The sequence below is a fragment of the Desulfolithobacter dissulfuricans genome (genome assembly GCF_025998535.1).
In the GTDB taxonomy this organism is placed as follows: Bacteria; Desulfobacterota; Desulfobulbia; order Desulfobulbales; family Desulfobulbaceae; genus Desulfolithobacter; species Desulfolithobacter dissulfuricans.
The window spans coordinates 2,539,599-2,559,962 of sequence record NZ_AP024233.1 but is presented as its reverse complement, the minus strand read 5'-3'; the positions used below and the strand labels follow the sequence as shown (position 1 = coordinate 2,559,962).

General features: G+C 54.8%; 23 protein-coding genes and 1 tRNA gene. 18 read left to right on the top strand and 6 right to left on the bottom strand.

The window, feature by feature from the left end; translation table 11 throughout:
• Nucleotides 1-257: 257 nt before the first annotated feature.
• The 6 genes from GF1_RS11305 (at nucleotide 258) to GF1_RS11280 (ending at nucleotide 5,329) form a co-directional block, all read left to right on the top strand.
• Complete coding sequence (locus GF1_RS11305) at nucleotides 258-1,286, top strand: DHH family phosphoesterase (RefSeq protein WP_267926661.1); 1,029 nt, start codon at nucleotides 258-260, stop codon at nucleotides 1,284-1,286.
• Nucleotides 1,287-1,541: 255 nt separating this feature from the next.
• A complete protein-coding gene (locus tag GF1_RS11300; RefSeq protein ID WP_267926660.1) occupies nucleotides 1,542-2,801 on the top strand; it encodes a glucose-1-phosphate adenylyltransferase family protein in 1,260 nt (419 codons plus the stop codon).
• On the top strand, nucleotides 2,798-4,087 hold the full coding sequence (locus GF1_RS11295) for a glucose-1-phosphate adenylyltransferase family protein (protein WP_267926659.1): 1,290 nt from the start codon (nucleotides 2,798-2,800) through the stop codon (nucleotides 4,085-4,087). Before GF1_RS11300 ends, GF1_RS11295 begins: the two co-directional genes overlap by 4 nt.
• A 79-nt stretch (nucleotides 4,088-4,166) precedes the next feature.
• Nucleotides 4,167-4,241, top strand: a tRNA-Arg gene (locus GF1_RS11290).
• Nucleotides 4,242-4,454: 213 nt separating this feature from the next.
• Entirely contained in the window at nucleotides 4,455-4,727 is a 273-nt protein-coding gene (locus GF1_RS11285; protein WP_267926658.1) for a DUF211 domain-containing protein, read from the top strand.
• 14 nt (nucleotides 4,728-4,741) lie between these two features.
• Nucleotides 4,742-5,329, top strand: coding sequence for a VIT1/CCC1 transporter family protein (locus GF1_RS11280; RefSeq protein ID WP_267926657.1), 588 nt, complete (start codon nucleotides 4,742-4,744; stop codon nucleotides 5,327-5,329).
• Between the two features lie 21 nt (nucleotides 5,330-5,350).
• Here GF1_RS11280 and GF1_RS11275 read toward each other — a convergent pair whose 3' ends face one another.
• Together GF1_RS11275 and GF1_RS11270 are read right to left on the bottom strand one after the other, a co-directional pair.
• Entirely contained in the window at nucleotides 5,351-5,698 is a 348-nt protein-coding gene (locus GF1_RS11275; RefSeq protein WP_267926656.1) for a TraR/DksA family transcriptional regulator, read from the bottom strand.
• Nucleotides 5,699-5,791: 93 nt separating this feature from the next.
• Complete coding sequence (locus GF1_RS11270; protein ID WP_267926655.1) at nucleotides 5,792-6,241, bottom strand: CBS domain-containing protein; 450 nt, start codon at nucleotides 6,239-6,241, stop codon at nucleotides 5,792-5,794.
• A gap of 329 nt (nucleotides 6,242-6,570) precedes the next feature.
• Between GF1_RS11270 and GF1_RS11265 the strand changes: the two genes are divergently transcribed.
• Entirely contained in the window at nucleotides 6,571-7,395 is an 825-nt protein-coding gene (locus GF1_RS11265) for an alpha/beta hydrolase (RefSeq protein WP_267926654.1), read from the top strand.
• Nucleotides 7,392-8,426 carry a M28 family peptidase gene (locus GF1_RS11260; protein ID WP_267926653.1) on the top strand — a complete coding sequence of 345 codons (1,035 nt, stop codon included), beginning with the start codon at nucleotides 7,392-7,394 and terminating at the stop codon, nucleotides 8,424-8,426. Before GF1_RS11265 ends, GF1_RS11260 begins: the two co-directional genes overlap by 4 nt.
• A 181-nt stretch (nucleotides 8,427-8,607) precedes the next feature.
• Here the strand turns inward: GF1_RS11260 and GF1_RS11255 are convergent, their stop codons facing one another.
• On the bottom strand, nucleotides 8,608-8,829 hold the full coding sequence (locus tag GF1_RS11255) for a hypothetical protein (protein ID WP_267926652.1): 222 nt from the start codon (nucleotides 8,827-8,829) through the stop codon (nucleotides 8,608-8,610).
• A gap of 24 nt (nucleotides 8,830-8,853) precedes the next feature.
• Between GF1_RS11255 and GF1_RS11250 the strand changes: the two genes are divergently transcribed.
• The 8 genes from GF1_RS11250 to GF1_RS11215 all read left to right on the top strand — a co-directional run bounded on the left by GF1_RS11250 (nucleotide 8,854) and on the right by GF1_RS11215 (nucleotide 15,957).
• Nucleotides 8,854-9,711, top strand: a complete 858-nt coding sequence (locus tag GF1_RS11250; protein ID WP_267926651.1) for a TRAP transporter TatT component family protein — start codon at nucleotides 8,854-8,856, stop codon at nucleotides 9,709-9,711.
• Between the two features lie 9 nt (nucleotides 9,712-9,720).
• Entirely contained in the window at nucleotides 9,721-10,749 is a 1,029-nt protein-coding gene (locus GF1_RS11245; protein WP_267926650.1) for a TRAP transporter substrate-binding protein, read from the top strand.
• Between the two features lie 49 nt (nucleotides 10,750-10,798).
• Entirely contained in the window at nucleotides 10,799-11,326 is a 528-nt protein-coding gene (locus tag GF1_RS11240) for a TRAP transporter small permease (protein WP_267926648.1), read from the top strand.
• The gene (locus tag GF1_RS11235) at nucleotides 11,323-12,588 is read left to right on the top strand and encodes a TRAP transporter large permease (protein WP_267926646.1); all 1,266 of its coding nucleotides are present in this window, start codon (nucleotides 11,323-11,325) and stop codon (nucleotides 12,586-12,588) included. The genes GF1_RS11240 and GF1_RS11235 overlap by 4 nt, the downstream gene beginning before the upstream one ends.
• 41 nt (nucleotides 12,589-12,629) lie before the next feature.
• The gene (locus tag GF1_RS11230) at nucleotides 12,630-14,078 is read left to right on the top strand and encodes an NfeD family protein (RefSeq protein WP_267926644.1); all 1,449 of its coding nucleotides are present in this window, start codon (nucleotides 12,630-12,632) and stop codon (nucleotides 14,076-14,078) included.
• A gap of 1 nt (nucleotide 14,079) precedes the next feature.
• Nucleotides 14,080-14,853 carry a slipin family protein gene (locus tag GF1_RS11225; protein ID WP_267926643.1) on the top strand — a complete coding sequence of 258 codons (774 nt, stop codon included), beginning with the start codon at nucleotides 14,080-14,082 and terminating at the stop codon, nucleotides 14,851-14,853.
• A gap of 144 nt (nucleotides 14,854-14,997) precedes the next feature.
• Entirely contained in the window at nucleotides 14,998-15,507 is a 510-nt protein-coding gene (locus tag GF1_RS11220; RefSeq protein ID WP_267926641.1) for a DJ-1/PfpI/YhbO family deglycase/protease, read from the top strand.
• A 39-nt stretch (nucleotides 15,508-15,546) separates the two neighbouring features.
• A complete protein-coding gene (locus tag GF1_RS11215; protein ID WP_267926640.1) occupies nucleotides 15,547-15,957 on the top strand; it encodes a regulatory protein GemA in 411 nt (136 codons plus the stop codon).
• Nucleotides 15,958-16,235: 278 nt separating this feature from the next.
• Here the strand turns inward: GF1_RS11215 and GF1_RS11210 are convergent, their stop codons facing one another.
• Nucleotides 16,236-16,760, bottom strand: a complete 525-nt coding sequence (locus tag GF1_RS11210) for a BCAM0308 family protein (RefSeq protein ID WP_267926639.1) — start codon at nucleotides 16,758-16,760, stop codon at nucleotides 16,236-16,238.
• A 260-nt stretch (nucleotides 16,761-17,020) separates the two neighbouring features.
• Between GF1_RS11210 and GF1_RS11205 the strand changes: the two genes are divergently transcribed.
• Both GF1_RS11205 and GF1_RS11200 read left to right on the top strand, forming a co-directional pair.
• Entirely contained in the window at nucleotides 17,021-17,671 is a 651-nt protein-coding gene (locus GF1_RS11205) for a nucleotide-binding protein (protein ID WP_267926638.1), read from the top strand.
• Nucleotides 17,661-17,960: a hypothetical protein gene (locus GF1_RS11200; protein ID WP_267926637.1), complete on the top strand. Its 300-nt coding sequence runs from the start codon at nucleotides 17,661-17,663 to the stop codon at nucleotides 17,958-17,960. Before GF1_RS11205 ends, GF1_RS11200 begins: the two co-directional genes overlap by 11 nt.
• Nucleotides 17,961-18,200: 240 nt before the next feature.
• Here the strand turns inward: GF1_RS11200 and GF1_RS11195 are convergent, their stop codons facing one another.
• Nucleotides 18,201-19,190: an HNH endonuclease gene (locus GF1_RS11195; protein WP_267926636.1), complete on the bottom strand. Its 990-nt coding sequence runs from the start codon at nucleotides 19,188-19,190 to the stop codon at nucleotides 18,201-18,203.
• A gap of 1 nt (nucleotide 19,191) precedes the next feature.
• Nucleotides 19,192-19,839 carry a class I SAM-dependent methyltransferase gene (locus GF1_RS11190; protein WP_267926635.1) on the bottom strand — a complete coding sequence of 216 codons (648 nt, stop codon included), beginning with the start codon at nucleotides 19,837-19,839 and terminating at the stop codon, nucleotides 19,192-19,194.
• Nucleotides 19,840-20,364: the final 525 nt, after the last annotated feature.

Genomic DNA, 20,364 nt, shown 5'->3' with positions numbered 1-20,364 from the left:
GCGTCCCGGCTTGCTTTTTCTGGAAGGGGTATGGTATAGTCGCCTAAATTGTTGCCTGCCTGTGTCCGATCCGATCTCCCAGGCAACTGGATAAAATGTCAGCCATGAAGAATTCATCCGCTCTTGATGCCGGTAGCCACAACAAAGTACGGGGGGTAATCCCGGCCGGCACCGCTGTTACCCTCGGCTGATAGACACCAAGTAGCCATTGCAGACCGCATGTGCGGTTGCAGTGGTTTTTTTTTGCAGGTACACATTTGCAGCAGAAACGACTTGAAAAGATAGCCGATACCATTACCCGCAGCGCCAGCCGTAACTCGGCCCGGGATCGTCTCAACGGCCTGTGGGAACTTTTTGACCGGGACGACGAGGTGCTGATTGTCATCAGCGCCGATCCCGATGCCCTGGCCAGTGCCATGGCCATGAAACGGCTGCTGAGCTACCGGGTCGGCTCGGTGACCATCGGCTATCCCAATGAAATCCGGCGGCTGAACAACCTGACCATGGTGGAGCGGCTCAAGATTCCCATCGAGCGGCTCCATACCCTGCCGGTCAAGGACTATTCCAAGCGCATCCTGATCGATTCCCAGCCCACCCATCAGCCCTGTTTTGAAAAACTGGAGTTTGATGCGGTCATCGACCATCATCCGGTAACCGAAGGCTGGGACGCGAAGTTCATCGATATCCGGCCCGAATACGGCGCGGTTTCCACCATGATGGTGGAGTACCTGCGCGCGGCTGGAATCAAGCCCTCGGTGGCCCTGGCCACGGCCCTGTTTTACGGGATCAAGGTCGACACCCAGAATTTTGAAAAGAGTTCGCTCCTGGCCGACGGTATTGCCTTTCGTTACGTATTCAAGTTTGCCAACCGCAACCTGGTTCGTAAGTTCGAGCTCACCGAACTGCGCCGCTCGGAGCTCAAGTATTTCAAAATCGCCCTGAACGAGCTCAAGGTCTCCAAAGGGAGGGCCTATATCCATCTCGGCCGGGTGGGGACCCCGGATATTCAGGTGATCATCGCCGACTTTTTCAACCGGGTCGACAAGATCGACTGGGTTCTGGTCTCGGGTATCCATGGCGAGAAACTGATCGTCATCTTCCGCTGCGACGGGTACCGCAAGAATGCCGGTAAGCTCGCCCAGAAGACCTTTGGCGAGTTCGGCTCGGCCGGCGGCCACAAGGAGGCGGCCCGGGCCGAGGTGCCGCTCAAGAATCTGCCCCTGCGCGAGAATCACGAGTTTTCCACCCATACCCTCATGCGACTGGCCACCCGCCATATGCGCTGATCACCCGGCGGCCTTTTTTGGCTGCCGCAGCCTGCCGGCCCAGCCCGGGGCCGGGTAGCGGACCTTCCATCAGAATCTGCCCGCCTCTTTTTTTCCAGAGATACACTGGTGTAGTGATGAGCGCCCAGGGACAACAGGGGCTTTATCTTCGTGTTGGCGCCGGAGTTTTTCGGTTAAATATGTTGCAGCGTCAGGTGGTTATACAATAGAATAACAGGTACCAATCCTGTTTCTTCAGCACAGAAAGGTGCGCGCATGTATAAACCCTCCACTCTGGCAATGATTCTTGCGGGCGGTCGGGTTGATGAACTGGGTGTGCTTACCCATTATCGACCCAAGTCAGCGGTTCCCTTTGGCGGTTTTGCCCGGGTGATCGATTTCCCGCTTTCCAACCTGATGTGCTCCGGGATCGAGATGGTGGCCATCCTCAGCCAGTATCGATCCTATTCCCTGATCAATCATATCGGTACCGGCGCGGCCTGGGACATGATCGGCCGATATCGTGGGATTAACATCCTGCCTCCGTTCAAGGATTATGAAAACCCGCACTGGTACCGGGGCTCCGCCGATGCGGTCTACCAGAACCTGGACTTTGTCCGCTATCATAATCCCGCTGAGATTCTCGTTCTCTCCGGTGATCACATCTATCAGATGGATTACCGAAACATGATCCGTTACCATTACAGCAAGGGCGCCGATCTGACTGCGGCCTTCATCGAGGTCCCCGTCGAGTCGGCCCACCGGTTCGGGGTGGCGGAGATCGAAGGCCGGGACGAAGAGGGCGGCCGGCTGCTCTCCTACGAGGAAAAACCGGCCAGACCAAGAAGCGGCTGGGCCTCTCTCACCGTACTCTGTTTCCGGCCAGAAGTGATGTACGAGGTGCTTGAGGAAAACCAGAAAGGAACCTCCTATGAGTTCGGCCGCGATATCATCCCCATGATGATGCGGGAAAAGTACAAGGTGTACGGCTACAAGTTCCGCGGCTACTGGGGCTATACCCGGACCATTGATGAGTACTGGCAGACCTCCATGGACCTGCTGGGGCCGGAGCCGAAGATCGACATGGAGAAATGGGGATTGCGGACCAATCTTGAACACCGCGGTATCCGCGATTGCCAGCCGCTCAAGGTGGGGGCCCGGGGAGTACTGGACAACTCCATGGTTTATAACGGCTGCATCATCGAGGGACGGGTGGTCAACTCCATCCTCTTTCCAGGGGTCCGGGTGGAGGAGGGGGCCGAGGTGCGTGACAGTGTACTCTTTTTCAACAACACGGTACGCTCGGGCGCCAGGCTCGGCCGGGTGGTCAGCGATGTGAACACCGTGTTTGGCCGCGACGTCCGGGTGGGCAGCCTGGATGAACATGCCGGTAACGGGGCGATCACCGTGATTGGCTGGAACAATCAGGTGCCCGATACCACAGTCATTGGCCGGGGCTGCACGGTTTATCCCCGGCTGGACCCGGAAAAATGGCCATCAAACCGGCGGGTGGAGGATAAGGAGGTGCTGCAGTGAGAGATGTTCCCGACGCCCTGGTACTCCTGCTTGCCGGTGGAATCGGCAGTCGGCTCAATATCCTGGTCGGTCACCGGGCCAAGCCGGCGGTGCCCTTTGGCGGCCTGTACCGGATCATTGATTTCAGCCTTTCCAATGTGATGAATTCCGGCCTGACCCGGGTGGGGGTGCTGACCCAGTACAAGCCCCTTTCCCTGATGCGGCATATCGGCACCGGTGAGGCCTGGGATTTCATCGGCCGGACCCGCGGGGTCAAAATCCTCCCGCCGCGCACCGGCGAGCGCGATTCCGACTGGTACAAGGGCACGGCCGATGCCATCCGCCAGAATATCGATTTCATACGCGCCAATCCCTCGGAACAGGTCCTGATCCTGTCCGGAGATCATATATACCAGATGGATTTCGCCGCCATGCAGGTCTATCACCAGGTCAAGAAGGCCGATGTGACCATCGGCATGATGGTGGTGCCCAAGAGCGAGATCCATCAGTTCGGAGCCGGTATCGTCGACCGGGAGAACCGGATCATCGACTGGGAGGAAAAACCCAGGGAGCCCAGGACCAACCTTGCCTCCATGGGTATCTATGTCTTTGATACCGAGTATCTGCTCCGGACGCTGGAGCGCGACCGGAAGGAGATAGATTTCGGCATGCACATCATCCCCAGGGCCATCGAGCAAGACCGGGTGTTTGCCTATCCCTTTTATGGCTACTGGCGCGATGTGGGAACCATCCAGGCCTACTGGGAGGCCAACATGGACGTGATCCGGCCCGATTCCGACATAACACCCGAGGCGTGGGGGATCCGCTCCAACGTCGAGGCCGACGGGCTGCCCATGGACCGGGCTCCGGCCCGTTTCCTGAGCGGCTGCCGGGTGGAGTCCTCCATGGTCTGCGCCGGCAGTGTTATCGAGGGCACGGTGATTAACTCCATACTCTCGCCCGGTGTCCGGGTGGAAAAGGGGGCGGTGATCCGCGACTCGGTAATCTTCCAGGATTCGGTCATCGAACGAAACGCGGTGGTGGACCTGTGCATCTGCGACAAAAGGGTTCGTATCGGGGCCGGGGCCCGGGTGGGCGATGGGGACAACAAGGGATGTCCCAATGTTGACTACCCCACCCATCTCTATACCGGGATCACCCTCGTGGGCAAGAAGGCCCTGGTCCCGGAAAACGTCCGGGTGGGGCGCAACTGCATCATCAGTCCCGACTCCGGTGAGCAGCAGTGGCAGGGGATCTCGCGGCTGGCCGACGGAGAGACTCTGGGTGATGGGGCAGGGAAAAAATAACCACTTGCTTTCCACTGCGATTTGGGTAATATCTCTGCCCGGAAAACAGATCTTTTTCATTTTCTTTCACATCTCTTGCGCCCCGTAGCTCAGTAGGATAGAGCACAGGATTCCTAATCCTGGTGCCGCAGGTTCGAATCCTGCCGGGGCACCATTTATCAACGAGTTACGAGGCGCTCCCCAAAAAGTAGTCGTCCACATTTGTTCTCAGTCCCCTGTGAACCGCAGTTCGGGTTCTCCGCACCGACCACCGATGGTGTCGCCCCGGGAGATCATCTAATAACAGGACGAGGTTGTCGGGGATGGGTGCAGGGGCTGTTCTGGTGGTGCGGGCGCGTTGTGACATTTTTCAACTTCAGGAGAGCGCATGGCGGTCATACGCAGGCTGGTTCTCGATGTGTTAAAGCCCCACCAACCCAATGCCCTGGATTTCGCGGTCACCCTGGCGGAACAGGGAGCGGATTACCGGGTTCGGCTCACGGTCACGGAGATGGATGAAAAGACCGAGAGCACGGTGCTGGTCATCACGGGACAGAACATAGAGTTCGAGGCCATTCTGGCAGCCATCAAACAGATGGGCGCTTCGGTCCACAGTATCGATGAAGTGGAGGTCTGCGCCACCGGTCCTGCTCCCGAGTAGGAGTCAGGGCTGGCATGAACAGGACAGGCTTCCGTCACCTGCTGCTCCATCTCTATCGCGCCCGGGGCATTGCCAGGCGCTATTTCATCACCAATGGATTTGATGGCGCACTGACCATGCTGGGGCTGCTGACCGGATTTTACAGCAGTGGTACGGTGCCTGTCTCTGTAGCCATAAGCGGTTGTCTGGGGGCTGCCATTGCCCTGTTCGTGAGCGGCGTTTCCAGTGCCTATCTCAGCGAATCGGCGGAACGGAAAAAAGAGCTGAAGGAGCTGGAGCAAGCTGTATTAACGGACCTGGAGGATAGCGATTACGGCCGGGCCACCCGCTATGTTCCGGTGATGGTGGCCCTGGTTAACGGTCTGTCGCCGCTGCTGATTTCCCTGGTGATCATCTCTCCCCTGTGGTTTGCACAGCAGGGCTTTCCCATATACTTTCCCCCTCTTGTCACTGCCATTATTATCGCGCTGGCAGTTATCTTTCTGCTTGGGGTTTTTCTCGGCCAGGTGAGCCGGACGTTCTGGCTCTGGTCCGGCCTGCGTTCACTGGCAGTTGCCCTGCTGACGCTGATGATTATTCTGCTTTTTAATTCCGGCCAGTAACGGACTGATTTACAGAGTTTTTTAATGTATTTCTTCCTGTTTACCTGCGCACTTTATACAAAAGCGGGTTGCCGGCAGTGATTCCAGCCGCTGCAGGGAGATCGGTTTATGGCATTCTTCACATGTCCCGTAAGATGCTGATTCCATTTTTGTTAAGGCGAGATCGATTTCCTCGATCCTGTCTTTTTCACGCGTATCCATCTGGTCAAATAGAGAAGTCAAGGCAGCTTTCTGTGCCGCATCCTCTGGTTCAATATCACGCTCGCCCAGAACCTCCCATTCGGCTTCCAGGTCCCGCAGGCTTGTGAAGATTTCCTGTCTTTGCCTTAAAAGCTTTTCTTTTAATCGTTGCAAATCGACTTCAGTCATACCCCCTCCTCGCTGATTGTTTATTTGTTGACAGCATAAGGGCGCCCCAGTTCGACTACAAATTTCGCTTGTCTGCCCAGTCCTCGTGAAAAATTATTCCTGCTGCAGTCTCTCCATGGCCCGGCCCTGAGCCGCTACTCTGGCAAGCAGGGTGAGTTCCTGACCAAGCAGTTCAACCAGGTCGTCAACCGCCAGGATTCCTTCAAGACCTCCATCGTCATTCACCACGGGAATCCGGCGAACCCCCTTGCCGCGCATTTGCTGCATCGTGTACCAGATGCCCTCGTTTTCCCTGGCAACAATCAACTCAGAGCTCATTACCTCGCCGGCGGTAACCGCATCAGGAGCCATCCCCCGGGCAATGAGTTGCACAACGATATCACGATCCGTGATGATGCCCACCGGAATGTTCTGTTCATCCCTTCGCTCAACCACCACCACATCGCCCACATGGTATTTGCGCATCAGCTGCGCCACCTCGGTGATACTGCTTCCCTTGTTCGTGATAACGACATCTCTTGTACAGAATTCCCTGACAGTCATGCGTCCACCTCCTTAATTGGCAACCGAACCGGTAAGGTTATACCTATAGTATAGTTGCCTTCGGACGATAGGGACAGGGAAAACATCGTTAATACCTTGACATATGGATACGCAGCAGGTGAAACTACCAGTATGGCAGCGATGTTCATGTTTTGACGGGTACTTTGAAAGATAAAATTCTCAAGGTGGTCTTCTGTCTCCCAGGAGCGGGTGGACAGTTCTGAACTGTTCTCCGGGCAGTATCAAGGTGATAGACCAAAAAAATAATTTCGTTCTGCAGTCAGGGAATCATTATGGTCCGGACAGGGTAAATGCGTGGACGCATGGCAATGAACGGTTTGGCCGACATCCTGCTGATGGCCGTGCTCGGCTACGGTCTTTTCCTGGTTTTTTTGTATTTCTACCAGAGCCGGCTGCTGTTTCTGCCAAACCTCCCCTCCCGCGCCGTGGAGAGATCACCGTCTGCGGTGGGACTGGCCTATGAGCCGGTCGACCTGGTGACCAGCGACAACATCCACCTGGACGGCTGGTTCATTCCCGCGCCTGAAAAACGGGGTGTTATCCTGTTCTGCCACGGCAATGCCGGCAACATCTCCCACCGCCTTGATTCACTGCTGCTGTTCCACAGGCTGGGGTTCAGCACCCTGATCTTTGACTACCGGGGCTACGGCCGCAGCCAGGGCCGGCCTTCCGAGGCAGGCACCTACCTGGATGCGGAGGCTGCCTGGCTCTATCTGACCCGGGAGCGCTCCATAGCACCGTCGCGCATCATTCTGTTCGGCCGTTCGCTCGGCGCTGCTGTGGCGGCCCATCAGGCCACTGTGCACACCCCCGGAGCACTGATCGTTGAATCATGTTTTACCTCCGTGCCCGACATAGCGGCAGAACTGTATCCTTTCCTGCCAGCCAGATGGTTGAGTCGGCTTGACTACAATGTTCAGCAGCAGTTGCAGAGGGTGTCGTGCCCGGTACTGGTGGTGCACAGCCGGGACGACGAGATTATCCCTTTCAGTCATGGCCAGGCACTGTACGCAGCAGCCAATGAACCGAAGCAGTTTTTGGAACTCCGCGGCGGCCATAACGATGGTTTTCTCCTGGCCGGCCGGACCTATACGCAGGAGCTGGATGGATTTTTGTCAGCGTGGGTCAAATGAAATTCTCACTGTATCCGCATGGTGCCCGACAATGGCTGGCGGCCCTGGCCCGGTTGGTCATTCTTGCCCTGGTGCCTGGCAGCGGTATTTTTTTCTTCAGCCACATGCCCGGTTCCTCCTTCAGCGGCCCGTTGCCGCCGCTGACCCCGCAGGAGCGGCAAACATCCGAACTGCTCAGACGCCATGTCTCCACCCTGGCCCGGGATATCGGTCCCCGCAATATCTGGCGGGCCTCCTCCATGGCCGCCACGGCCGGTTACCTGGAGGAGGTGCTGGCCGACCTGGGATATACGGTCCGGCAGCAGGAATTTACCGCGTACAATGTCACTGCGGTCAACCTGGAGGTCGAGATCGCCGGCAGCCTCCAGCCGGAGGAAATAGTGGTGATCGGGGCCCATTACGACACGGTCTCCGGTTGTCCCGGCGCCAATGACAACGGTTCAGGCGTTGCTGCCTTGCTGGAACTGGCCCGGCTGCTTGCCGACGTCCGGCCACTTCGCACCGTCCGTCTGGTGGCCTTTGCCAACGAGGAACCTCCTTTTTTCTTCAGCAAGGATATGGGCAGCCGCCACTATGCGGCCAGGACCCGTAAGCGGCAGGAAAAGATCGTGGCCATGCTTTCCCTGGAGACCATGGGCTATTATCGTGACGAGCCCGGCAGCCAGCAGTACCCATTTCCTCTTTCCCTCTTTTATCCTGACACTGCAAATTTCATAGGTTTTGTCGGCAATCTCCGCTCACACCACCTTGTCCGCCGGGCCATCGGCTCATTTCGTCGTCATGCCTCTTTCCCATCCCAGGGTATAGCGGTGCCGAGTTTTATCAGTTTTATCACCGGGGTCGGTTGGTCCGATCATTCGTCCTTCTGGAAGGAAGGCTATCCTGCCATCATGGTCACCGATACCGCTTTTTATCGCTATGCCCCCTATCATACCCCTGCGGACACTCCAGAAAAACTCGACTATGAACGGCTGGCCCGGGTGGTGACCGGTCTTGCCCGCACCATTGAGGATCTCGCTGGACAGGAGTGAATACCAACTTTTACTGTGTGACCAGGTAGCTTCTTCATGCCCCGGATATCCGCCTTGTTCTTGAGCATCGCCATGGCGCTGGTATGGTTGGCAGTGGAGGGGGAAACTGGCGAACCAGCCACTTGGGAAATGAAAAAGGCCGTGAAAATGTGATGCTGCATCGGAGGTAGTTCTGGGGAGACTAACCTGACTCATGAATAAAGGTTAATATTCCTGATTTGTTGTCTCCCGGTTTTCCCGAATTTGGGTAGCGGGTCTTGAGATCAAAGGGAGTAATTCCCTGCCTGTCGAACTCCTTACTCTGCGACTGCCGAATAAATGAAAGTTCCGTTTCTCCATGGGCATGATTTAATGATAACGTTGCCATTTTCACGGCCTTTTGCTGACTTATCTTGACAAGCATGCTCTGCGGCTGATAAAATTTTATATGATAATTCGATATTTACGGATAATCGTTCTTCTCGCTCTTTTTCCCATCCTGAGCGGCTGCGCCAGGATGGTGATCGGTTCGCTCATGCGTCCGACAGTGGCCAACCTGCAGCGCCAGACGGATATTGACCTTGTCTGTGAGGGAACGCCCGCCTTCCTGCTGATGATTGACAGCATGGTCGCATCCGCCCCCAATGACAAAAAACTGCTGATAACAGCCACCCAGGCCTTTACCGGTTATGCCGCCGCCCTTGATGCCTGCAGCAAACCGGACCGGGCAGCCACGGTAAGCATCAAGGCCAGGTTGTACGGCCTGTCTCTGCTGTGGAACAGTGATGATCTTCAGAGAGTCTGCACTCTGCCCTTATCCGACCTGCAGCAGACCCTGACCGATCTGGACAGGGGTGACGTAGACCTGCTGTTCTGGGCCGGTAACGGCTGGGCGACATGGATTCGCCATCAGGAAGGGTCACCGGAATCCCTGGCGCAGCTGGTCCGGGTGGAGCAGATCATGCTGCGGGTTCTTGAACTGGACGAGACCTGCTACTACGGCGCTGCCCATCTCTTTCTTGGCGCATATTATGGTTCCAAACCGCCGCTTCTCGGGGGAAAACCCGAGGCAAGCCGCCGCCATTTTGAACAGGCCCTTGCCATCAGCAACAGGCAGTTTCTTCCGGCCCTTGTTCTCTATGCCCAAACCTACGCCCGGATGGCCTTTGACCGTGAGCTTTTTGTCGATTTGCTGCAGGAGGTACTTGACTTTCCCCTGGAAAGCCAGCCGGATATTGCCCTTGCCAATCAGGTGGCCAAACGGAATGCAGCCAGGCTGCTCGACCAGACAGACCAGTTTTTTTAGGAGGGAACCGTGTATTGCTGTAAGCGAAATTTCCAACTGCTGGCCTTTCTGTTCTGTGCTCTGCTTATCTGCAGCCAGGCGCAGGCCAGAACCAAATATCTGTTCAAGGTGGCGACCATTGCTCCGGAAGGCAGTATCTGGACCAAGCGGTTTCACGATTTCGCTGCAGAGGTCGAGGAGAAGAGTAACGGTGAGGTGGGGTTCAAGGTATACCCTGGCGGTATCATGGGAGATGACCGGGCCATGTACCGTAAAATGCGGATAGGCCAGCTGCATGGCGGCGGCTTTACCATGACCGGCATCGGCACCGTGGTGCCGGATTTCCGAGTCATGGGTATTCCCTTTCTCTTTCGTTCCTACGAGGAGGTCGATCATGTGATGGAGGGGCTTTGGCCCTTTTTCAGCAAGGCCTTTGCCGCGAAGGGCCTGGAACTCATTGCCATGACCGAGGTGGGGTTTGTCTACTCCATGTCCATTTCGCCGGTATCCACTCTGAGCGAGCTGAAAAAGAGCAAGATATGGGCCCCGGAAGGTGATCCCGTCAGTATAGCCTATCTTGAAACCCTGGGTATCACTCCGCTGCCCCTGGGCATTCCCGATGTGCTCACCTCCCTGCAGACCGGCATGGTGGAAACGGTCTTTAATTCCCTGTACGGCGCCATTGTCCTGCAGTGGTTCACCAAAACAAAATATATCTCGGACATTCCCTTTGCCTACGCCTATGGTTGCCTGTTGCTGGATCGTAAAAGATTTGCCAGGCTGCCTGAATCCTATCGGTCGATGATCAAGGAAACAGCTAGAAAGCATTTCAGCCTGCTCATCACCGATACCAGAAAAAGCAACAGCGACTCCAGGCAGGTGTTACAGGATAACGGGATCTCCATGGTCCTTCCTGATCCGGGAGATGTTGAAGATCTGCGCAATATGCGCGAAGAAACGGTACAGCGGGTGCAGGGCACAGCCTTCAGTCCGCAAATCTATAAGACAACCATGAAACTGCTGGACGACTACAGGAACCAGGCCTATAAGAGAAAATAGAGGGAAGCAGGATACCACAAGACCTCATAAACTGAGCCGGAAGTATCCCATGAGCCACAGACAGGTTGCCCGTCAGATTTTGACCTTTGAAAAGCGGCTGATAGACGGCCTGCTCTGCCTGCTGCTTGTGGCGATGATCGTGCTTGCCTGCCTGCAGATCGGCCTGCGCACATTCTTTTCAAGCGGTCTGCTCTGGGCCGACCCGCTGCTGCGTTACCTCGTCCTGTGGTGCGGCATGCTCGGTGCAGTGGTGGCAACCAGGGAAAAAAAGCATATTGCCATTGATGTGGTTGGCTACCTGGCGCCGGAGCAGGTAAAACCATGGATAGGGCTGGTTATTGACCTCTTTTCCTCCCTTGTCGCCGCAGTCCTTACCTGGGCGGCGGTCATCTTTGTCCGCAACGAGGTGCTCTTTGGCAGCTACCCCCTGCTGACCGTCCCCTCCTGGATCTGGAACCTGATTTTCCCCACGGCCTTTGGGCTGATCACCATACACTTTCTCCTGGCAATTGCAGCTGATATCCGGCTACTTGCCTCCCAATCCTCCCGGGGCAACGAAGCAGGAAGTGGACCGTGAACGGTCTCAAGCTGCTCACTCTGGTTCTGGCTCTGCTGGGCAGTCCGTTATTTATTGTGATAGCAGGTGTGGCCCTGCTCTCGTTTTCCAGTGTGGATATCGACATCTCGGTGGTGATCATTGAGATGTCACGCCTGGCGGATACTCCACTTTTACTTGCCCTGCCCCTGTTTATCTTTGCCGGTACCATCCTGTCCGAAAGCGGCACGCCCAAACGTCTGCTCAGGCTGTCCCACCTTCTGCTGGGATGGCTGCCCGGCGGGCTGGCCGTTGTCTCGCTGCTGGTCTGCGCGGTCTTTACCGCCTTCACCGGCGCCTCAGGGGTGACCATCTTTGCCCTGGGCGGTCTGCTGTTTCCAGCACTTATCAGGGACCGGTACTCGGAAAAATTTTCTCTGGGCCTGATTACCTCGTCCGGCAGTCTCGGTCTGCTGTTCCCGCCCAGTCTGCCGCTGATCCTGTACGGCGTCATTGCCGAGACCCGGATCGACCACCTGTTTCTGGCCGGTATCGTGCCGGGGATCTTTATGCTCACCCTGCTGGTGGCCTACTCCATGTACAAGAACCCTCGCAAGAGGGAGCAGCAGAAACGGATAACCGGCCTGGCAATACTCGCCGGCCTGAAAGAGGCTGCCTGGGAACTGCCCCTGCCTGTTATTGTTCTTGGAGGAATTTACGGTGGTTTCCTGGTGGCCGGAGAGGCGGCAGCTATAACCGCCCTCTATGTGCTGGTGGTCGAGGTCTTTCTGTACCGGGATATCGACCTGCAGCAACTGCCTCGGCTCATGGTAAAGTCCATGATGCTCTTTGGCGGTATCCTGGTGATCCTCGCCGCATCCATGGCCGCGACCAACTTCCTGGTGGACCAGGAGGTGCCCATGCGGCTGTTTGAACTTATCCGCCAGTATATATCCAGCAAGTACACCTTTCTTCTGCTGCTGAACATCTTCCTGCTGGTTGTCGGCTCGATGCTGGATATCTTTTCCGCCCTGGTGCTGGTGGTCCCGCTCATTGTCCCCATTGCCAGGGGCTACGATGTCGACCTGATCCACCTTGGCATAATCTTCCTGACCAACCTGCAGATCGGCTACTGTACGCCGCCGGTGGGACTCAACCTCTTTCTGGCCAGCTACCGCTTTGAACGGCCGGTGATTCAGCTCTACAGCGCAACCATGCCCTTCCTTGCCCTGTTGATGCTCACCCTGGTCATTATCACCTATTTTCCCCTGTTGAGCCTTTTTCTGGTCCGTCTCCTGGGCTGATGAGCAGGGAAGAGGGGATAGGGATGAAAAGACAATCATAAATGAAACACAGGCCTCCCATGATGAGACATTATTTCACCACAGCTCAGTTGCTGATTATCTTTTCAGCCGCGCGTTTAAAACATGCCCTGAGAGCTGTTTTCTTTCCCGCCTTGCTCACCATGGCTCTCTTTGCCCAGTATCCTGTAACAAGCGGATGGAGCGCAGAGAGTGAGCCAACCGCCTTTGTTCTTGAAGTCAAGGGAGCCATCGGTCCCGGTGTCAGCGATTTTGTGGGACGTGGCCTTGAAAAGGCCGCAAGTGCCAGGGCCCGGCTCTTTATCCTTCAGCTTGACACCCCGGGCGGACTTGACCTTGCCATGCGGGAAATCATCAAGAATATCCTGGCCTCCCCGGTGCCGGTGGTGACGTATGTCGCCCCGGCCGGCGCACGGGCGGCCAGTGCCGGTACCTATATTCTGTATGCAAGCCATGTGGCGGCCATGGCCCCGGCCACAAATCTTGGTGCCGCGACCCCGGTGCGTATCATCACCCTGCCGGGTATGGAGAAAGAACGCGGGCCTCGGGATGACACGGAAGGGGAGAAGAATCAGAAAACGCAGGGAACTACCCTTGACCAGAAGATAGTGAATGACGCCGAGGCCTATATCACATCTCTTGCGGAAAGACACGGCAGGAACAGGGAGTGGGCTGCCAGAGCGGTCAGGGAGGCGGTGAGTATAAGCGCGGAAGAAGCCTTGCGCCTGGGGGTTATTGACCTGATGGCAGAAAGTGTTGCAGACCTGCTCGCCCAGCTCAATGGCCGGGAGGTGGTACTGGAGTCAGGCCGTCAACTGTTGGATACAGGCAATCTCCGTCTTGTTCATGTAGAGAAAGACTGGCGAACCAGGCTGCTGATGGTAATTGGCGATCCCAATATCGCCTATATCCTCATGCTTCTTGGTATTTATGGTCTCATTTTCGAGCTGGCCAACCCGGGATATATCCTGCCCGGGGTTGTGGGAGGGTCCGCACTGCTCCTGGCCCTGTATGCCTTCCAGGTACTCCCGGTCAATTACGCCGGATTTGCTCTCGTCCTTCTTGGCCTTTCCTTTATGGTTGGTGAGGCCCTTACTCCAAGCTTCGGCGTCCTGGGTATAGGCGGTCTGACCGCCTTTGTCTTTGGTTCTGTCATTCTGATGGATGAAAAGGGACAGCAGATTTCTCTGCTGCTGATCGGAGGCACTGCCCTGGTCTCTTTTGGCTGCATCCTCTGGCTTATGGGCAAGCTGCTGACCATGCGAAGCAGGAGGGTGACAACCGGCGAGGAGCGAATGCTCGATGCGGTTGGTGTGGTTATGGACGATTTTACAGAAAATGGACGGGTCTGGGTCCTTGGTGAATCCTGGCAGGCTCGCAGTACGACTCCCATGAAAAAGGGAGAAAAGGTCAGGATCCTCGCTCAGGAAGGCCTGCAACTATCCGTGGAACCTTTAAAGGAGGTGGAGTGATATGACAATTGCATACGTAGCCTTTCCAATCGCCCTGGTCTTTGCCTTGATAGCCCTTTCGTTGAAGATTGTCGTAGAATATCAACGGCTGGTGGTCTTTTTCCTTGGCCGTTTTCAGACGGTGAAAAAGCCGGGGTTGAGATTGGTTATCCCTGGGATCCAGCAGATGCGGCGGGTGGATCTGCGGGTGATCACCATGGATGTGCCAAGCCAGGATGTGATCTCCCGGGATAATGTTACAGTTCGGGTCAATGCGGTCCTCTATTTTCGGGTGGTCGATCCGGAAAAGGCAATTATCCAGGTGGAGGATTATTACAATGCCACCAGTCAGCTTGCCCAGACCACTCTGCGCTCGGTGCTGGGCCAGCATGAGCTCGACGAGATGCTATCGGAAAGGGAAAAAATGAATGCCGATCTCCAGCAGATAATCGACAAACAGTCGGACGCATGGGGGATCAAGGTGACCAACGTCGAGATGAAGCATGTGGATCTCAATGAAAACATGATCCGGGCCATTGCCAAGCAGGCCGAAGCGGAGCGGGAACGGCGGGCAAAGATCATCCATGCCGAAGGGGAACTGCAGGCATCTGAAAAGCTCCTGGCTGCGGCAAACGTCATTGCCCAGAATCCACAGGCCCTGCAGCTCAGGTACCTGCAGACCCTGAGTGATATCTCCAATGAGAATGCGACAACCATTGTCTTTCCCCTGCCCATTGAGACAATCAAGGCCGTGTTTCACAGACCATTACCAGGGAAAGAGAAAGACCCCGGGTGAACCGCTGAAGGCAATGGATCATCAATACTGAAAAAAACGATCAGGCTCTGTCCAAAAGACATCGACAGTGGGGCCATGGAGCAGGCAGGAGATGGGACGGGTTACATTCGCTCAATTCAGAAAAAAGTACTGGAGCAAGGGACCATGAAAGTACTCATCATCAGTGGAGACATGTTTGAAGATACCGAACTGCTGGTGCCCTGGTACCGACTTCTTGAGGAAAATATTGATGTCGATATCGCCTCCATCAGGGCTGGGACCATCACCGGCAAACATGGGTATAAAGTCACTGCAAAAAAATCCCTGGACGAGATTGATCCGTCTTCCTATGACCTGCTCATCCTGCCCGGCGGCAAGGCCCCGGCAAAACTGAGAGAAAATGAGAGACTGCTTGCCCTTGTCCGTCATTTTTTCTCAGAGAACAAGACTGTTGCCGCCATCTGCCATGGACCCCAGATACTTGTCTCGGCCGGAGTGCTTGCCGGACGGCGTGTCACTTGCTACAGGGGGATGGCGGAAGAGCTGAAAAGTGGAGGGGCCGACTATAAAGATCAGGCGGTGGTGGTGGACGGCAACCTGATCACCTCCAGGGTGCCGGGGGACCTGCCCGTTTTTATGCGGGAAATTATGAAAAAATGCAGGAAAAGGGACTGATCTGCGGTTTGCCATACGAAGAGAACAGGAGCCACAGTTATGGCACTGGATAGAAAAAAGCTTGCCGTAATTCATATTGTCAAGCGGGAGCTCGGTCTGTCCGATGACGAGTACCGGGATATCCTGGAGCGTGAGACCGGTGTACGTTCAGCAAAAGATCTGGACGAGAAAGGGTTCAGGCGTTTGATGCGCTACTTTGCCCGGAGCGGATATTACCGGCTCAACCGGCATGGCCTCACCTTCAGGCAGAAACTGTTCATCCGGCATCTTGTTGCCGAGCTTGGTTGGGATGAGCGCCATTTCAGCAATTTTTTGAACAAGTATTACAGGAAGTTTAGAATCGATGCATTGACTAAAAAGGAGGCCAGCAAGGTCATCGAGTCGCTGAAGAATATCCTCAAGCACAGCCGGGAGGACAGGGCAACAGAGGAAAGTCATGAACAGGACTGACCGCATCGGCATCCGTATCGGTTCCGACGAAGAGAGGAACCAGGTCTGCATAGATGCCTGCTGGCACAAAACGGAATAAGGGCAGCAGGCGGCAGGGGAGGGACACGCCCTGCCGGGCTATCTGGGGCCGATACTATTTGCCGCAAAGTGGCGGAGGAGAATGGTCGCTTGAAAAAAGGCCCACTTTATCTTGACCAGGTCACTCGCAAACCATGCGGGCTTATTGTGGGAGTGTCATTTTTCCGTGTCTTCCGGCAAACCGGCTTGCCCTATCTGTTTCAGGGACGGTCCCACAATACGCGGATGCTTTTTTCACCGTCGCCATAGGTGAACGAGAGGTCGCCCTGGTAAGCACGGGAGATTGCCTCGCCGATGCGGCGGGCAATATGAACGCCGGTAGTCGTTATCAGGGTGTGCTCATTTTCCCTGGTTATTGCCATGATTCTTTCCAGGGGGTGCTCACCCTTTTCCAGCTTTTCCTCATTATGGATGAGGTTGAGCATTTCCTCCTGGTGCTTCTTGAAAAAGGATCCCTTCAGCTCCAGGTAACCTGCCGGGTAGTTTTCGGCGATACGTTGACAGGCGGGACAGATCACCTCGTTGGCCTCAGGGGGGAGATCATTCCAGGTCCAGCGGCCTTCAATGTACACGGCATGGCATTCTGTACAGGAGGTCGGTTCCGCCCATTTTTTGTTTTCTTTGTACGTATCATGGCGTTTTTCCTGCACTAACCTGTCTCGTCGTCCGTATTGACTCTTATCCACTGGGCATCCTCCTTGTATGTCCGAACCTTGCCGGTTCATTTTGGCCGGAGCTCCTTATAGTACAATTATATGACAGCAGGGAGTTCCATGAAAGGTGAAAATGAACCTGGAACGCTTTAGATGGACGGACTGAAGGGAGGGGGGATTTCAGGAATACATCATGCCAGATTTCCTGCTGCCTCCTCCTTCCGGGATAGCTTTTTTTATCTCAGGTTGCATTGTTTATGATATATGATATTATATCGTATAACCTGGTTTGGGTTGATATGGTATGATATTATTTGAAACGGGATGATTTTATGAGTGTGGTACTCTTTGGTGGCGAAAAAGGAGGTACAGGTAAAACGACCCTGGCAACTAATGTGGCGGCCATGTTGGCCCTGCAGGGAAAAGATGTGCTATTGCTGGATACAGATCGCCAGGGAACAGCGTCTTTCTGGGCTACGGTCCGGGAGGATACAGAAGTTGAACCCAGGGTTGCCTGCGTACAGAAATTCGGCAAGGGCCTGGCGTCGCAGATCCGTGACCTGGCCGGGCGCTACGATGAAATCATTATCGATGCCGGTGGACGCGATTCCATGGAGCTGCGTTATTCCCTCGGTGTCTGTGACCGGGCCTATATTCCTGTGCAGCCGTTCCAGTTTGATATCTGGACGATCAAGCAAATGGATGATCTGGTGGAGATGGCCCGGAGCTTAAATGAAAATCTGCAGGTCTTTATAGTTCTGAACAGGGTATCCACCAATCCTGCAGTCCATGAGGACCAGGAGGCCAGGGATTTTTTCAGGGCAGAAGATTTTCAGCACCTGTCCCTGGCAGAGTCGCTTATCCGCGACCGTATCGCTTTTCGCAAGTCTGCCCGGGACGGTTTATCCGTTGTTGAACGGAAACAGGACAAGAAAGCGGCTCAAGAAATGAACCAGTTATTTGAAGAGGTGTATGGTGGCTGATAAAAAGAAAACTCCGCTCCGTTCAACCCCGGCAAGGAAAAAAGAGATCGATCTTGATGCCTTTGCTGCAGGTGCCGGCACGTCCAAAACCACTACCGATACGGTTTATCCCTGGGATGAGCCGCATATTCGGGAAGATGTCAAAAAGAATATTCCCCTCAGGATCCCGGAGCCACTCTATATGAAGCTGAAATATATTGCCGATCATACCCCATACAGTATGAACTCCTTTATCCTGGAACGGCTCACGCAGGAAATTGAAGATGAAATTGTGAAGCTGACCAGTTGAAAGGATACCCTGATCTGAACAAGCGCAGAATAAAGTAAGCAACTCATTGAATGTTCAGATCAGGTAAATTGATTTTCTATCGGTACGGCGGTCACATAACCGGCAGGGAGCAGGCACCGGAACCAGTGGTTGAGGCCGCGATTGAAGGAGATTGCGTATGTAATATGGTATGATATCATATCGCATGATCTGGTTTGATTTAATACGGAATGTAAAATAAATATACCCTCCCGGAAATTGTCAGTGAGATATCCTTCTGAATCGCTCTTTTCTATGTATTTGCAGGTATTCCTGGTCCGGCCAGAAGGTTGCATCACCTGGTTTGAATATACCTCGGCCGGATAAGGTTTCCATGTGGCCGGGAAAGTTATTGTTCCGGCGTACTGCCGGCGAAATCAACACTTCATATTCTTTGCCAACGCCCATTAACCCTTTGTCAAAAGACCAGTGGCACAGCCGGCACAGGGCCATGCCGTTCTGGGGCCTGTCATTGTGGCTCCGGCTCCACGGGACAATGTGGGCGGCTTCCACAATGGTGTGCCCTTCCGGGGTTCGCATGCGGATGCCGCACATGGCGCAGCGGTGTTCATAGAGCGTGACAATGGCCCTGCGGAATCCCTGGTCACGAACCCTGCATCTGGTTTGTTCATCCGTCTCACTGGCTGTGACATAGGCTGGCATCGGTTCTGCTGCAGCTAACAGGTGGGCACTGTACTGTGCGGCATCACGGTTTATGAGACCCTGCCTGGTCACGACAGGTTGTACCTCTGGCGCAAAAAAAGTTGTGATCAGGATCTTGCGCAGTATCTCCCGGGACTCTTCCATGATCAGCAGATGGAAGAGATCGTCATCAAACCGTGCGCCAAGGTAGAGCTCTCGCAGTCGTTTTACCGAGCTGATGGTTCGTCCTCTTTTATGCGAGAAACCAGGTTGGGGCTGGAGATGCCAGAACCCGGAGGTGCCAAGATGATAAAATGGATACGACATGGAACCGGATGTTCCAGGTGCCATTACCAGCGACCAGTAGCCTGCAAACGTCTCTGCCAGCTCAAACGACGGTTCGATGAAATTTTCTGTAATCGACCCTGACGCAATCAGATCGAAAATAGACAGGAGCAGGAAAGATTTGTGCGGCGCCCTGAAACAGGTGGCGGCTGACCACCGGTTTCTGTTTTTGTCGGTCCGCAGGGTGGATAATGATTGCAGGTAATGGGCAAGTTTTCCGGTCATTTTACATGGTATCCTGTTTCTGCAGCAGATACCCCAGCCAGGTATCGTGCGGGTTCATTGCAGATCTGTTCCTGGAAAAATCGAGATTGACAAACCCGCACCCAGTAAAAATTTTTTCCAGCTCTTCATGCTGCCAGAGGGTAAAGATGCGGCCATCATCGTTCCTGTATTGTCCATTGCCATGTTTCAGGGAAAGATAGATGAGGCCATCCTGTTCCAGAGCCTGGCTGATCCGGCCAAGTACCGGGCCGAGTTCCGGCTTCTGCAGATGCACCAGGGCGCCGACAAGGACAAGCGCATCGCACCGGAGACTGGAAAAATCATAACAGGTAAAGTCACCCTCAATAACAGGACAACCGGAAAACTTGCGGGCAAGTTCGGCAAGCTTTGCAGAACGTTCCAATCCTGTTGCGCAAAACCCACTGTTTTTCAGATAGAGAAGATCACGCCCGGAACCGCAGCCAATGTCCAGGACAGTGGCCCCTTTGGGCAGCCTGTGTGCGAGCACTCCAAGAAACCGGGATGAATCAATGGCCCGGGTTTGTTCAAAGTATTTCCGGGCATGGGTGTGGTAGAAATCAGGGGTGTTTTGCTGGTGCCCGAGCATCTTGAAAAAGCTCCTTTCCGGCAGTGCCGGGAGTGGCAGCATATCTGTCTGTTAGCTTTCAATATTGAAGCTTTTATCTGCTGTCTCGTTAAATTTTCTTCGTATCTTCACTGCTTCCTGCGAAAACGGAACGGAATCAAACATTTTTGTGATTACCACTGAAATTCAGCCACCGATGGATGAAGGTGTCGGCCTCCCTTGTTTCACGGGTTTCTGTGGCCTGGATGGCCACAGTCAAGCCCCCAGGGACGGGTTTATGGCGTCCCGTGAAACAAGGGAGGTCGACACCGACTTCAATGCTGAAGATTGATGGTAATCAGAAACATTTTTGTTGGCATACGCTGTGCGATAGAGATTGTGAGGCGCGATTGTGATCCATACACTGCGCTGTATATCTTAACAGTCCGTTGAAAACACCTACCCCGGCCAGGGAGATCATCCGTTGACCGGCTCCGTCATCACAGCCGGACAGGGCAAAGCTGCGCTCCGCCAGTTCGGATCGGAGTCGGCCAAGGCGCTTGCCACCTTGCCACGGGAACGGTGACGATTCTTGAGAAACTCACGGCA

Bases quoted from the DNA above. Each gene is read 5' to 3' on its own strand.
- GF1_RS11300 (WP_267926660.1), top strand. From the start codon at position 1,542: ATGTATAAACCCTCCACTCTGGCAATGATTCTTGCGGGCGGTCGGGTT.
- GF1_RS11285 (WP_267926658.1), top strand. From the start codon at position 4,455: ATGGCGGTCATACGCAGGCTGGTTCTCGATGTGTTAAAGCCCCACCAA.
- GF1_RS11280 (WP_267926657.1), top strand. From the start codon at position 4,742: ATGAACAGGACAGGCTTCCGTCACCTGCTGCTCCATCTCTATCGCGCC.
- GF1_RS11275 (WP_267926656.1), bottom strand. From the start codon at position 5,698: ATGACTGAAGTCGATTTGCAACGATTAAAAGAAAAGCTTTTAAGGCAA.
- GF1_RS11270 (WP_267926655.1), bottom strand. From the start codon at position 6,241: ATGACTGTCAGGGAATTCTGTACAAGAGATGTCGTTATCACGAACAAG.
- GF1_RS11265 (WP_267926654.1), top strand. From the start codon at position 6,571: ATGAACGGTTTGGCCGACATCCTGCTGATGGCCGTGCTCGGCTACGGT.
- GF1_RS11260 (WP_267926653.1), top strand. From the start codon at position 7,392: ATGAAATTCTCACTGTATCCGCATGGTGCCCGACAATGGCTGGCGGCC.
- GF1_RS11255 (WP_267926652.1), bottom strand. From the start codon at position 8,829: ATGCTTGTCAAGATAAGTCAGCAAAAGGCCGTGAAAATGGCAACGTTA.
- GF1_RS11250 (WP_267926651.1), top strand. From the start codon at position 8,854: ATGATAATTCGATATTTACGGATAATCGTTCTTCTCGCTCTTTTTCCC.
- GF1_RS11240 (WP_267926648.1), top strand. From the start codon at position 10,799: ATGAGCCACAGACAGGTTGCCCGTCAGATTTTGACCTTTGAAAAGCGG.
- GF1_RS11230 (WP_267926644.1), top strand. From the start codon at position 12,630: ATGAAACACAGGCCTCCCATGATGAGACATTATTTCACCACAGCTCAG.
- GF1_RS11225 (WP_267926643.1), top strand. From the start codon at position 14,080: ATGACAATTGCATACGTAGCCTTTCCAATCGCCCTGGTCTTTGCCTTG.
- GF1_RS11220 (WP_267926641.1), top strand. From the start codon at position 14,998: ATGAAAGTACTCATCATCAGTGGAGACATGTTTGAAGATACCGAACTG.
- GF1_RS11215 (WP_267926640.1), top strand. From the start codon at position 15,547: ATGGCACTGGATAGAAAAAAGCTTGCCGTAATTCATATTGTCAAGCGG.
- GF1_RS11210 (WP_267926639.1), bottom strand. From the start codon at position 16,760: ATGAACCGGCAAGGTTCGGACATACAAGGAGGATGCCCAGTGGATAAG.
- GF1_RS11205 (WP_267926638.1), top strand. From the start codon at position 17,021: ATGAGTGTGGTACTCTTTGGTGGCGAAAAAGGAGGTACAGGTAAAACG.
- GF1_RS11200 (WP_267926637.1), top strand. From the start codon at position 17,661: ATGGTGGCTGATAAAAAGAAAACTCCGCTCCGTTCAACCCCGGCAAGG.
- GF1_RS11195 (WP_267926636.1), bottom strand. From the start codon at position 19,190: ATGACCGGAAAACTTGCCCATTACCTGCAATCATTATCCACCCTGCGG.
- GF1_RS11190 (WP_267926635.1), bottom strand. From the start codon at position 19,839: ATGCTGCCACTCCCGGCACTGCCGGAAAGGAGCTTTTTCAAGATGCTC.